Here is a 13,289-nt window from a genome sequence, read left to right on the forward strand (position 1 = left end):
TTCAGGAACCGTTTTGTTGTGGAGCTGTAAATGTTTTATTCTTTTTACTACCCTCAGCTCTTTCGGCTTTAGCAGCTGGCTGGGTCTGACGCTGGCCCTCAGGTTCACGAGAGACACGAACTTGCCGTCCCTCCCGATTTTCCTTTGACTGACGCTCATAGCGTGGTCCACGCGATTCCTTTTTATCGAAACTTCCCTGCTGATTGCGCTGTCTACGTGGTTCACGGGTTTGCTGCCCTTCACCCGGATTCCGTCCATCCTTTGCTTCACGTCTTTCTCTGAATGGACGACTTTCGCGAGCTTCACGCGGCTGTCGTTCACGTACTTCCTGGGCATCCTTCGGTTCCCGACGTTGCAACTCACGTGGTTCTCGGGATTCTCGAGGCTGCTCCACTTGCGATTCATCCGTAGCTGTGGAATCCTGCTGTGGTTGCGGCCACTCCTGTTCTCCAGCTGTATGTTGCAATACTTCTTGCTGCTCTTCGGGTTCTAACGTTCCCGCTTGTTCCCTTTGAGCATCTACCAACTGCTGAATATCTGGAGCAATGATCTCATCATTGACGCCATTTTTATTAACCACTTCACGGCTTTTTTGCAGCACAAAATAGGCACAGCCAAAATTGCAGTATTCATTAATGTAATCGTCCAGTACCACTATAGATGTATCCTTATTTGCTTTGGGATGACCGTCTCGATAAAAGCCCTTCAGACGTAGCTGATTGTAACCCCAATCACCAATAATGTAATCATAGCGATCCAGCACTTCACTATACCGATCACGAAACGCTTCGGGATTCCACCCGTTCTTGTGATCCTGCAACAATTCATAGTTTTTACCACCGATTTGAAACAAACTATTCTGACCGCCTTTCCCGGATCAAGCCTGCGAAAGGGCGCCTTCTTCCTTATGCTGAGCGGCTGACTTCACCTGCTCATGCGCTTGGTAGGAGCTGCGGACCAACGGTCCAGATTCGACGTGGCTGAATCCCCGCTGTAATCCCTCTTCCTTTAACTTCGCAAAATCTTCCGGTGGATAATATTTTTGCACATATAAATGTTTCTCGGACGGCTGCAAATATTGACCAATTGTCAGAATGTCACAATCGACTTTACGCAGATCATCCATGGCTTGTAAGATCTCGTCCCACTCTTCCCCGACACCTAGCATGATGCTTGATTTCGTTGGAATAGCCGGATTTAATTGCTTCGCACGTTGAAGCAGCTCCAGAGAGCGACGGTATTTCGCTTTAGCCCGAACTTTGTCGGACATGCGCTCCACCGTTTCAATATTATGATTCAGAATATCTGGTTTCGCATCCATGACGATTCGCAGCGATTCAATATCGCCCATAAAATCGGGAATCAATACTTCTACACTGCAAAAAGGTAATCGGCGGCGAATCGCACGAACCGTTTCTGCAAATATAGTAGCACCCCCATCTTTCAAATCGTCGCGAGCCACACTGGTTACGACACAGTGCTTCAAATTCATGTTTTCAGCCGCTTCAGCGACGCGTTCAGGCTCCTGCAAGTCCAGTTCCGTAGGCATTCCCGTATTTACTGCGCAAAAACGACACGCACGCGTACAAATATCACCCAAAATCATAAATGTAGCTGTCCTATTGGCCCAGCATTCATATATATTAGGGCATCGTGCCTCCTCACATACGGTATGTAATGTCTTGGAACGCATCATGCTCTTGATTTCCTGATAGTTATCGCCTGTCGTAAGTTTAATACGAATCCAGTCGGGCTTAGCTTCCTTTACTTTTCTAGACAATGGCATAGACCTTCTTTCTGATAAGCTTAAGCTGTCATTGCCATACATTATAACATGAAAGCGATGGAAAAACCTCCATTCATTGTTCCCTTTTTGATATGACATTGATGCCGGAAAAAGTAAACTCTTTACATGGATAAAAGCGGCGGATATGGCTCAATCTAAACAAAAGCGCCCCTTTCACGTTATTGAATACGGGCCTAGAATTTATCGGGCGATTAAGCCCTTCTATAGGAGGTCGGTTCACGTGCCTTACCCTACGCGGACAGCCCGAGCTGTTCGTTTGTTATCGCTGCTGTTATGCGCTACTACACTGACAACGGCCTGTCCGCTTCCTGCCCATGCCTTTGCCAATCACTTACAGTCCTCGTCCGCCAGAAGTAGCCTGACCGCAAATGTAGATGCTTCACATGCTCAGTCTTCGTCGTATACGTCCAGGCTAGCTTTATATCATTCCATCGAAGCCCTGACTGGAGTTCCTTGGTACAGGCTGGCCGCCATCGACCAGTATGAACGCACACTTACAGTGGCCCATCCCAGAGATCGGAAGCATGCGGAACGGATCATAGGTATTTTCATCACGGGACCCGTCTGGTCCGGCCTGATGAACCCTGATTCGGAGGATCAAAATCCGCGTTCCATTGAACTATTTTCCGGGCTGGGACAAGACGGTTCGGGTGATGGAATCGCTGACCGTAATAATGACAAGGATTTACTATTCAGCATCGCATCTTATCTCGGAAAGTATGGAAACAACGAGGATGAATTTGGTATTGCCGTTTGGGAATATTACCATAACAGCCGCGCAGTTCAAAGAGTTCAGCAGTTTGCCAAGCTGTATCAGACGTATGGCAAGCTGGATCTGGGCAGACAAGCTTTCCCCCTTCCTTTAGGCAGCATTTATAGCTACCGCAGCACATGGGGAAGCCGTCGCAGTTGGGGCGGCTACCGTATACATGAAGGAACTGATCTGTTTGCTGGCTATGGAGTTCCAGTTCGCAGTACCTGCTACGGTGTAGTTGAAATGAAGGGCTGGAATCCCTTCGGCGGATGGCGAATCGGAATCCGAGATCTCAACAACCGCTATCACTACTATGCGCATCTTTCCGGCTTTGACAAAACCGTCCACAACGGAGACATCGTTACACCCGGCCAGACGGTTGGCTGGGTCGGAAGCTCGGGCTATGGAAAACCCGGTACCCAAGGCAAGTTTCCACCGCATCTGCACTATGGTATATATCGGGACAATGGTTGGGCAGATTGGTCCTTTGACCCGTATCCGTTATTAAGACAGTGGGAGCAGACCGAACGCAAAGCGCTCAAAACAGGAAAAACAAAAGGGACCTCCTCATAGGGGGCCTTTTGTTTTTACTAGGCAGCTCACGTCACTCCCCTCTGTTCTATGGCGTTGGGGACTGGCTAGAGGTGTTTTGGTTTTCCTGTACCTCTGGAACACTTTCTATGCTGGAATCTATAGCGCCGTTACTCTCTATGGAATGGGGAGGCAACGCCAACTGCGGAGCGGCTGCACCATTTTTACCCACTGGTTTCCCCTGATTGTCATAGTAGTACATCGGAACGTTGCCCACCACCAGCAAATAAGAAACAGGGATTTCCGTCTCCACAATCTGAGGTTGCATCTCAAACGGTATAACCACAGACACTTCCGTCGTAATCCGAATATACACTTCAACCAAGATCATGTTTATGCCCGCATCCTGTTGACGGGTATTTAAATCCACTTTGATCGCTCCATGCGGCTCCACCTTTAAAGGAACCTTGGGTCCATAAGCTGCCAACAGCGGACTGCCCAATGCCTGACCAATCGGAACGCTCTCATCAAAATGGCTCATGCTGTCCATCGTTGCCTTGACTGCTTTAAGCGTGTCTGACGTAATTCTCATATGCTCTGCATAATTCAGAACAAAGCCAGAGGTTCTTCCTTGTGCATCCGTTCTCCATTCGATCAAATTATCAGCTGTCTTCCCCTGCTCTACCTGTGCTGTAATTGCTGAATTAATAGCCTCCGTCGCCATTTGTTTGACTCGCACTTTTGCCAGGTGCATCATGGGCGGCTTCAAATGCTGCTCCACATAAGCAGCCACCTGTATGATTCCTACCAACAGCGCCAGTGCCACAATAAAAAAAAACCTACGTCTGCCGCGTCGCCTTCTGTTGGGTGCGCTGTGCCATTGCGGTCTTCTCATTATCCGATCCCCCCGCAGCGTTGAACTTACCCTACAAGGATATGCGAGTTGTACACGAAAAAGAAGCCGCCCGTCCGGCAGCTTCTCTAGATGGAACAAATATATAATTGCAAATATAAGGTGCACTCATTATTTGAAAATGTGGTCAATCTTTTCGATATCAGCCTGACTCAATTGGACATTTAGCGTCTTCAGATTCGCCAGCACCTGCTCCGGCCCCTTCGCCCCTGGAATGAGGGCATCAATCGAATCACGGGTCAAATACCATGCGAGTACAACATGAGCAACCTCTGCATTCAACGCATTGGCAATCTCCCGTACCTGCTCCACTTTGTCCAAATTACGAGCAAATGCATCTCCCTTAAACAATGGATTTTTCGCTCTGCTGTCCGTGAAGGTCATATCTTTCGTATACTTACCACCCAGCAGTCCTGAAGCTAGCGGGAAATAAGGCACAAACGAAATGCCATTTTCCTTGGTATAAGGCAGCAGATCCTTTTCAGCTTCCCGTTGAAATAAATTATAATGGGATTGAAGCACATCTACATAACCGTCACTATTCGCATCCTTAAGTTGTTCAATGGAGAAGTTAGATACACCAATGGCCTTGATTTTGCCTTCGTCCTTGAGCTTCTTCAGTTCTCCGACTGCTTCTGCCTTCGGTGTAGCTTCGTCCGGGAAATGGATATAAAATAGATCGATATAATCGGTCTGCAACCTTTTCAGACTGGATTCGACGGATTCACGCAAAAAAGCAGGCGAGTTGTCAAAAACGACCTCTCCGTTTACGAATTTGTGTGCACCCTTCGTGGCAATAACAGCTTTATCACGCTGACCACGCTCTTTTAATACCTCACCAATCAACCGTTCCGAGTGCTCAGGTCCATAAATAAAAGCCGTATCCAGAAAATTGATGCCGTTATCCAAAGCTGTGCGAACGACTTCTTTGCCCGTTTCATCATTCAAACCGGAAAAAAGATTATGTCCTCCCACCTTATTTGCACCCAAACCGATTGGTTTTACATATAGATCTGTTTTGCCAATACGCACTTGCTCTGCCAATTCACGTCATCTCCTTTTCGAAAGTTACTTCCATTTTAATATTAAATTCCAAAAAAAGCAAAGTGCGTACCTGGCAGTTGCTCTTATCCTTTAATCCCCGTCAAGGCAATCCCTTCCATAAAATACTTCTGTCCTATGGCAAACAGAATAATAGCAGGCAAGACAACAATTAAAGAAGCGGCCATCAAAACGCCCCATTGAGCCGAGTATATTCCCTGAAACTGCTGCAGCCCAATCGCCAACGTAAATTTGCTCTCATCATTAAGGTAAACCAGCGGCCCCATAAAATCATTCCATGTGTTCAAAAACGTAAACAATCCAATGACCAAAATCGCTGACCTCGACAAAGGCAAAATAATACGGGTAAAAATCGTAAAATGATTGCCTCCATCCACAAATACAGCTTCATCCAGTTCTCGCGGTAGAGTCATGTAAAATTGTCTTAGCAAAAAAATATTAAAAACGCCTCCACCAAAAAACGAAGGTAATACCAATGGAACGTACGAATTAACCATGCCTAATGCCTGCCAACCAATAAATGACGGAATCAGCGTGACTGCAAACGGCAGCATCATGCTGCTTAATAACAAGGCAAATACCTTATCTCTTCCCCTCCATCTCATTCGCGCAAAGCTATAGGCAGAAATGGTACTCGACAGAAGTACACCCGCCAAAGTACCTGCGACGACGATAAATGTATTCACAAAATAGCGCCCAAAGGATAATTCTTCAAACGGCTGTAAAAAATTCTCGAATACAAAAGGCTCTGGAATCCATTTTGGCGGGATCAAAAAAATCTGACTTAAATCCATCATAGAGCTTCGCACTAGCCAGTAAAAAGGAAACATACAAAACAGGGAGCCCACTATGAGAACTGTGTAGAGTAACACCCTGCTCCCACTCCAACCGCGTTTTTTCATGTTCATGCCCCCCCGCCTTCGTAATACACCCATTTTCGGGCCGTCTTGAACAGAAAGGCAGTGAATACCAAAACGACAATAAAGAGCACCCAAGCAATAGCACAGGCATAACCCATATTTGAAAAAGTAAATGCCTCGCGGAACAAATAAAAGGTATAAAACAAGCTGGAGTTATTGGGTCCGCCCTGAGTCATGACGTAAGGCTGAACAAACACCTGAAACCCACCGATGAAGCCCATAATCGTATTAAAAAAAATAGTGGGCGATGTCAATGGAATTGTAATATACATAAGCTTATGAAGAGCATTTCCACCGTCAATTTCAATGGCTTCATAATAATGTCTAGGTATATCTTGCAAGCCTGCCAGAAAAATAATCATGGTTCCTCCAACGGTCCACAAACTCATTAAAACCAGAGTAGGAACTACCGACCCTTCGCTATAGATCCACTGACTTTCAGGCAAATGCAGCGCACGCAGCACCACATTTAGCAAGCCAAGATCCGGATCAAACAGCCACATCCAGATCATAGACGATGCTATGAGGGGCACAATGGTAGGGAGATAGAAAACAGTCCTGAAAAAAGCCAGACCTTTTACCTTTTGATTAAGTAATATCGCCAAAAAGAAAGCTACAATAATTTGCAGGGGCACACTTAGAAACACATAATAAAATGTAACCCCGAGTGATTTATAAAAAAATTGATCCGTACCGTCAAATAAGTGGACGTAATTATCCAGACCGATAAAATTAGCCTGTGAAGCAACCTTGTAATCGGTAAGACTGAACCAGAGACTAGCGATCATCGGTCCCAGAACAAAAATGACAAAGCCGAGAATAGCAGGGGCGGCAAAAAGCCACCCCAACCAATTTTCCTGCTTACGAATAGAAGATAATGATTGCATTCTATCCCTCTCTTTCTGTCAAAACACTCATCCTATTCTTTTGGATACGTCCCCTTAAATTCCGCGTTGGCCTTGGCAGAAACCTCCTTAAATGCTTGCTCCACCGTTTTCTTGCCTAGCCATACCTGATCCAGCGCCGGGTTAATGATGGCATTGATTTTTTCCGAGTTTTTCAGATAATAGTCGTAAGAATTGACACCGTTATGCAGCGTTTGGTTCATGACAGCATCACGGTAACCATCGGCATGACCTGGTTTGACATCGGCCCATTTGCTAATCATGTCTGGTTCGGTGTACCACTTTTTCATGACAGGCATCCACAATCCGCTGGAATGCATGTCAAGTCCGCTTTCAGCATCCAGCAAGAATTTATAAAACATCCATGCTTCTTTAGGATGTTTGGTTTTGGCAGAAATCACTTCCGGTTCGCCAAACAGGATCGTTTTGCTGCTCTTCAGTTTGGGTAACACGCCTACACCAAAATTCACTTTCGATTCTCCAAGATCCAATTGAACCCACTGTCCATCCAGATCCATCGCTACTCGCTTACTTTGCAGTGCTACGGCCGGGGAAGGTATATTTTTGGACTGCGTCGGCGACGGTGCCACATGATAAACGTTGATCAGATCAGCCATTTTTTGAACAGCTTCAATCACATCAGGGCTCTCAAGATTAAGCGAGTCCCCTTTGTCTGAAATGACACTTGCGTTGTTGGAAGGCACAAGCAAATGCCACATCCATGTATCAAACCGAACTCCATACTGTTTAATGTTACTTGCATCGAAATTGGGACTGAGCGCATTATTTCCCGCTTTATCAATGGTGAGCTTTTGTGCTGTCTCTAAAAACTGCTCCCATGTCCAAGCGTCCTCAGCTTTTACCGGTGGCAAAGCAACACCAGCTTCATCAAACAAATCTTTATTGTAATAGAGGGCGAAAGCTTCCTCAGTTACCTTTACCCCTGCCACTTTGTCCTTATCCCAATAGATGACTGAATTAGGAATAAGACTTTCCTTCGTTAGCTCCTTATCCTCCTTCAAAAATTCATTTAAATTATATAGTTTGCCTTGTTCAGCCCATTGCAGAGCCTGTGCTTTATAAATGGGAAATACATCGGGTGCCTGATTGGCAGCAAACATCGTCGTTAATTTGGTAACGTAATCCCCGGGGATATGCATATAGTTGATTTTGATCCACGGATATTTCTCTGTAAATTTTTTAGCGATTTCCTGCTGAACCTTCTTTTCATTGGTGCTCCCCCAACTGGCATAGGTCAGTGTCACTTGCTCGTGACCCTGCAAATCAACTGGTTTGCTGCTGCTCTCATTTGAACTACAGGCTGACATAAGCCCAACGATCAAGCACATGCAGACGATCCATAATTTTTGTTTTAACATGAGTAACGCCCCCAAACCGGTTATTTTTTTATCTTTTCGTTTGTTGCTTTGTCACTAAATTCATTTTAGCAAACGCTTACATTTTTAAAAGTCGTACTCTCATTGGATTGGTGTCATTTGATTAGATCTATGAATTTCCCTGATGCGAATCAGGACGAATGTCCCTTTACCTGCTGGCGAGTGGAGCGTAACACCATATTCCATTCCATATAATAGCCGTACTCTTCTGTCTACATTTTTAATGCCCGTTGATCTGATTTCTCCGGCTTGAATTCGGCGTATATGATCTGCTTGAATTCCTAATCCGTTATCCTCCACTTTAAAACACACTAATTGCTTCTCAATCCAGGCTGTGATCCTAATCAGACCTCCTGATTCCATTTCCGCGAAGCCGTGAATAATTGAATTCTCCACAAAAGGCTGCAAGAAAAGTTTGGGAACTTCCATCTGAAGCAAAATGGGATCAATATCATATTCCACCGTGAACTTGTCCTCAAAGCGATTCTGCATAATATAAATGTATTTTTCCAGCCAATTCAGATCGGTTTCCAAGCTCCATGTATCGTTTTTGTTTCGAGTAGTAATTTGCAGCATTTCCGCCAGACTAATGATCAATTGGCCCAGCTCCTGCTGTTGATGTTCTAACGCAATCCAATACATGGTCGTTAAGGTGTTATACAAAAAATGGGGATTCAGCTGTAAATTAAGTGCCATTAACTCCGACTCTTTGGCTCGTAGACGTGACTTGTAATTTTCCTCGATTAAATCTTTAATTTTTTCATTCATTTGATTAAATCGAATCACCAGATCTCCCAATTCATCATAGCCACGTACAGGAATTCGAATATCAAAATGTCCCTTCTCCATTACTTTCATCGCCTGTTTCATATCCGTGATGGGCTTACTGATATAAACAGACAATAAATAAGCAAGAATAACAGCAACGAGCATCATAAAGCCTAAAAAAAACACCGTGTAGGTGCGAATCGTTGACAGATGCCCCAATACATCTTCCATAGGAATGGCTATATAAGATACCCAGCCCGTCGTCTTCATGGCTTCGTAAACCAGTAATATACTTTGACCTTTAACGTTTACCATTTTCATCCCTTGTTCCGAAGTAATGGCATCCTTAAGCCAATCCGCCACGGGCTCCCCCACTTGTTGCTGTCTATCCGAACTCATGACCATCCCGTTTTTATCATGAATCATGCCATAGGATAGATGTGCAAATCCGCTGCGGGTTGCGTAATCTTCAAACCCCCCTTTTAACAAGTCAGGACGAAAATTCAATATAAGTATAGGTTTTTCCTTTCCCTCCGGAAGCGTATGGAAGGTTCCTGCATCATCTAATGCAGTCAAATGGAGCTGCTTTACTACAGCAAATAAAGAACTAAACTCATAAGAGCCTCGTTTTAAATCCTGCTGATGGAATGTATCGGCATACGAATAAGCGGGGATCCATTGGGTAGCCCCCTCTGCTTCCACCGCCGTTGTTGCCAACGGAGAAGAATAGAACGGCTGAACAGGAATATACATCCGATCAGTGCTTCCATATGCATAATTTTGCGTCATAATTTGGGAAGCGTATACTTCCTCCATATTGCCAAAGTATCTGTACAAAATTTTTGTAATGCTGCGATCAGCTCGTAACAGCGATGAAGAATCCGTAGTATCCACGTTCGTAATAGTTTGAAGAAGGTCATGATCGATTGGAATCATATCTACCGTTTTTTGAATAGCTGTCAGCTTGTTATCCAGCAGCTGGTTATTACTACGCAGAACGCTTGTAACGCTATCTGTTACATTTGTAGTAATATTCCGTGCGCTCGTTTCAAAGTAAACGAAACCTAGGATCAAAACGATAAAACCAGACAACAAAAAATAGGACAGCATCAATTTCGTACGAAAGCTACTGTCCAAAAATTTTTGATACATATATTTAACTTGGCGCATCGTATCTTCCTTTCACCTAACAATCAGTTGAATTTCCTACGAAATTCTTCCGGTGTGTGCATTACGTTTTTTTTGAACACTTTAAAAAAGTATTTGATATCTTTATAACCAACCTGTCTGCTAATTTCTGCGACCTTGGCGTCTGTATGCAGCAGTAAGTGCTGAGCCTTTTGCATTCTGAGCTTCACCATATATTCCGTGAACGAGAGCCCAAAATAATTTTTGAACAGAATGCTAAAATAGGACGCATTATAATGGAAGCGCCGGGCCACGATCTCCAGACTAAGGTCTTCATGTAGATGTGCATCTAGAAATTCCTTGCACTTTTTCATAATGGGATCGCCTTTGGAGCCGCTATGAAGCTCAAGAATCAGCTCTTTTAACCATGTTGCAACACCATCCTCAAGATTCCGAAGACAGGTGGCCTCTTCGACAGCTTTGTTCAAACGTTCCGAGAAACGTGAGTAGACTTCCTCACTCCACCCTATATTTAACCGTTGTAAACTAACCAACAGAATGTGTACCAATTTTGCTTTAAGCGCTTCAGGTGCAGGATACCCTTGCGTCATTGGTCCAATGAAATTCTGCACCCGATCGAATAGCTGATCTGGCTCTCCATTAGAGATAGCGCTTTCAATAAATTTAAAAAAGGCCATTTGTTCGTATGCGCTCATTTCTTGTACTGGCTGCTCATCATCTGAAATGACAAGGTTCAGACATCTGATGTGAGGTGTATAAAAGCGCATGGAGATTAGGCCGACGGCCTTTTCGTGAGATTGGCTTATTTGCATTTCATCAAAATTAAAAGGCTGACCCCAAGCAAACCAGACTGAAATCGCTTGTTGTTGCTCCAACTTTTTCAGCCCAACTTGAAGTGCGCCTTTGGCCTCCTTGCCGTCTGCCCTATCCTTCCAATTCACCACTGCAACCACATGGTCTTTATGGGTTTCAAGTGGAAACACGACAGAAGACGCCCAATGCCGCAATATTTCAACAACCGTATTACGGAGCTGAGAATCCCACATATGTATATCCTCCGGGTGGGCTGCGGATATTCCCAACGCGAGAACTTCTCCTACCCCATGCCATCCAAAGTGACTCTTTAATAGACTTTTCTCGTTAGGCTGTAATTTGTCTGTCACACATCTGCTAAACAGATGCTCCACAAATGCAGGCATACTCTGCTCGATCTGATTCAACGCTGTTTGATTCCCAATCAGTGCTTCCTGTTCCTCTACAATGACCTTCTCCATATGTTCAATCACTTCAATAAGCTGCTGTGATTGCACCGGTTTCACCAAATAATCATTCGCCCCATACCTCACTGCCTGCTGTGCATAGCTAAATTCCTGGTAGACTGTCACTAAAATAACTTTGGTCTCATGCTGACCGAATGTCCTCAATTGTTGAAGATATTCAAGTCCATTCATGATCGGCATTTGAATATCTGTAAAAACGATTTGGATCGGTTTGGATAAAGAAATGGTCAGAGCATCTTTCCCGTTCTTGGCTTCCCATACCTCGTATTCTGGACGTAAATCCCTGACCATGGCAGCCAACCCTCGACGCTGTCTAGTTTCATCATCTACAACAAGCACTCCCAGCGGGATCGAATTCACTGACTCCCCTCCTGTCGATCTTATACACGTATGTTTTTTTCAGTATAACACTTACAGGCGGGGACCCCTCCTATTTTCTTTTTCGCTTCATACTACGAATGGTCGTTTTCGTTGCCTGATCCACCCGGTATGATTCTGTGATTTTTTGCAGAGCTTTATTGAAAGTAAAATCATCTAATGTATTATGACTTAAATACGCCATCGTTGCCTCAGGCAGCTTGATATAACAGATCGATATCGCCCATGCTACCGCCATTTGTACATAATAATCCTCACGATGGGTCTGATCTAGCAAAGTAAGCACCCGGTTCATATACTGTTCCTCAATATAAAAATTCAGAAGCATAACCACCCCAAACCGAATTTCATATTCTTTCTTGGAGAGCAGGTAGGGCTGAATAAAATCCCATACTCTTTCTTTATGAAGTTTCGTAATTTTCAATCCGGCACAGAAACTATCACATACGGACCAATTATCAATTTTAGGAACAAACTTGGCGGTATAACTTAGAACCTCCTCTATATCTGTTTTTACAGAACCAATCACCATACCTTGCAGCATGACTTCTTCGAAGTGTTCACTTTCAGCGGTATCTAGGTAGAGACGCCAATCCCCTTTGGCAATATCTTGAGCCAGCTTACGCAGCACTGGCAGCCGTACACCCAGCACATTATTAATCGTCGGAAGCAATGCAGCCGTGAATTTCTGAAAATCCGCATCCACGTATGACAGTATTTGTTCTCTGATTGTTTTCTCCATCGTTTCAACTCCCTGATTCTTAACGAAATGAAATACTCCACAAATAAATAGAAGCCACCGAACCATAAGGCGAATAGACTCGGCGGTACTCCTCAAATTGCTGCTTGGTCAATGTATCTAGATGGTACAGCTTCATCATTCCCCGTCGAATAGCCATATCGCCCCAACTGACGACATCTGGACGCTCCATACAATTAATCAGTATCATTTCAGCCGTCCAAGGTCCTATCCCTTGCAGCGAGGACAATTTCTGGATCACCTGTGCATCGGAAAGCTCATATAATTCCTGTAAATCCAGCAAGCCCTGCTCGATCGTTTGGGCTATACTAAGGATACATGTGGCCTTTTTCATGGTGATGCCACAGCTTTGAATATCTAAAGCCGTCTGAACGGCTATATTTTGTGGAGTGATCACGCCTAACTGCTCCTGCATCCTTGTCCATATGGTCTGAACCGCCTTGGCCGATATAAGCTGTCCCACAATCGCATGAACGAGCGCCGCAAACAGGTCGGGAATGATCACCCGCTCTACCTTGCCCATTTGCGTCATCGCTGTACCAAGTACGGGATCTACGCTTTTTAGATAATTGATTTCCTTTTCCCCATAGGCAAAGTTTTTGGTCATTACGGTTTGCATTCGTTCTCCCTCTCCCCCTTATATGGTTCACTCTTGATTCAATAGC

Annotated in this window: 12 protein-coding genes; 1 reads left to right on the plus strand and 11 read right to left on the minus strand. The window is 44.6% G+C overall.

The features are described 5' to 3' along the window. Window position 1: 1 nt before the first annotated feature. Entirely contained in the window at window positions 2-853 is an 852-nt protein-coding gene (locus tag T3H97_RS21140) for a YutD-like domain-containing protein (RefSeq protein ID WP_328800792.1), read from the minus strand. Between the two features lie 24 nt (window positions 854-877). Continuing rightward, window positions 878-1,780, minus strand: a complete 903-nt coding sequence (gene lipA / locus T3H97_RS21145; RefSeq protein ID WP_272639041.1) for a lipoyl synthase — start codon at window positions 1,778-1,780, stop codon at window positions 878-880. Window positions 1,781-2,027: 247 nt separating this feature from the next. Between lipA and T3H97_RS21150 the strand changes: the two genes are divergently transcribed. Next, window positions 2,028-3,134: a M23 family metallopeptidase gene (locus T3H97_RS21150; protein ID WP_328800793.1), complete on the plus strand. Its 1,107-nt coding sequence runs from the start codon at window positions 2,028-2,030 to the stop codon at window positions 3,132-3,134. 46 nt (window positions 3,135-3,180) lie between these two features. Here the strand turns inward: T3H97_RS21150 and yunB are convergent, their stop codons facing one another. From yunB to T3H97_RS21195, 9 genes are all read right to left on the minus strand, one after another. Next, window positions 3,181-3,987 (minus strand): sporulation protein YunB, encoded by an 807-nt coding sequence (yunB, locus tag T3H97_RS21155; protein WP_328800794.1) that lies wholly within the window; start codon window positions 3,985-3,987, stop codon window positions 3,181-3,183. Between the two features lie 129 nt (window positions 3,988-4,116). Continuing rightward, a complete protein-coding gene (locus T3H97_RS21160) occupies window positions 4,117-5,049 on the minus strand; it encodes an aldo/keto reductase (RefSeq protein WP_272639046.1) in 933 nt (310 codons plus the stop codon). Between the two features lie 83 nt (window positions 5,050-5,132). Next, window positions 5,133-5,969: a carbohydrate ABC transporter permease gene (locus T3H97_RS21165; RefSeq protein WP_272639048.1), complete on the minus strand. Its 837-nt coding sequence runs from the start codon at window positions 5,967-5,969 to the stop codon at window positions 5,133-5,135. A gap of 2 nt (window positions 5,970-5,971) precedes the next feature. Further along, window positions 5,972-6,874: a carbohydrate ABC transporter permease gene (locus T3H97_RS21170; protein ID WP_328800795.1), complete on the minus strand. Its 903-nt coding sequence runs from the start codon at window positions 6,872-6,874 to the stop codon at window positions 5,972-5,974. Window positions 6,875-6,906: 32 nt separating this feature from the next. Continuing rightward, window positions 6,907-8,271 carry an ABC transporter substrate-binding protein gene (locus tag T3H97_RS21175; protein ID WP_328800796.1) on the minus strand — a complete coding sequence of 455 codons (1,365 nt, stop codon included), beginning with the start codon at window positions 8,269-8,271 and terminating at the stop codon, window positions 6,907-6,909. Between the two features lie 99 nt (window positions 8,272-8,370). Continuing rightward, window positions 8,371-10,227, minus strand: coding sequence for a histidine kinase (locus tag T3H97_RS21180; RefSeq protein ID WP_328800797.1), 1,857 nt, complete (start codon window positions 10,225-10,227; stop codon window positions 8,371-8,373). Between the two features lie 23 nt (window positions 10,228-10,250). Beyond that, complete coding sequence (locus tag T3H97_RS21185) at window positions 10,251-11,846, minus strand: response regulator transcription factor (protein ID WP_328800798.1); 1,596 nt, start codon at window positions 11,844-11,846, stop codon at window positions 10,251-10,253. Window positions 11,847-11,916: 70 nt separating this feature from the next. Next, complete coding sequence (locus tag T3H97_RS21190) at window positions 11,917-12,606, minus strand: DNA alkylation repair protein (protein ID WP_328800799.1); 690 nt, start codon at window positions 12,604-12,606, stop codon at window positions 11,917-11,919. A gap of 19 nt (window positions 12,607-12,625) precedes the next feature. Beyond that, window positions 12,626-13,243, minus strand: a complete 618-nt coding sequence (locus tag T3H97_RS21195; RefSeq protein WP_328800800.1) for a DNA-3-methyladenine glycosylase family protein — start codon at window positions 13,241-13,243, stop codon at window positions 12,626-12,628. Window positions 13,244-13,289: the final 46 nt, after the last annotated feature.

This window comes from Paenibacillus sp. LX16 (assembly GCF_036252815.1).
GTDB lineage: Bacteria > Bacillota > Bacilli > Paenibacillales > Paenibacillaceae > Paenibacillus > Paenibacillus polymyxa_B.

What these genes read in the sequence shown, in the direction of transcription:
- yunB (WP_328800794.1), bottom strand. Translation starts at nt 3,987, where the DNA reads ATGAGAAGACCGCAATGGCACAGCGCACCCAACAGAAGGCGACGCGGC.
- T3H97_RS21165 (WP_272639048.1), bottom strand. Translation starts at nt 5,969, where the DNA reads ATGAAAAAACGCGGTTGGAGTGGGAGCAGGGTGTTACTCTACACAGTT.
- T3H97_RS21170 (WP_328800795.1), bottom strand. Translation starts at nt 6,874, where the DNA reads ATGCAATCATTATCTTCTATTCGTAAGCAGGAAAATTGGTTGGGGTGG.
- T3H97_RS21175 (WP_328800796.1), bottom strand. Translation starts at nt 8,271, where the DNA reads ATGTTAAAACAAAAATTATGGATCGTCTGCATGTGCTTGATCGTTGGG.
- T3H97_RS21180 (WP_328800797.1), bottom strand. Translation starts at nt 10,227, where the DNA reads ATGCGCCAAGTTAAATATATGTATCAAAAATTTTTGGACAGTAGCTTT.
- T3H97_RS21190 (WP_328800799.1), bottom strand. Translation starts at nt 12,606, where the DNA reads ATGGAGAAAACAATCAGAGAACAAATACTGTCATACGTGGATGCGGAT.
- T3H97_RS21195 (WP_328800800.1), bottom strand. Translation starts at nt 13,243, where the DNA reads ATGCAAACCGTAATGACCAAAAACTTTGCCTATGGGGAAAAGGAAATC.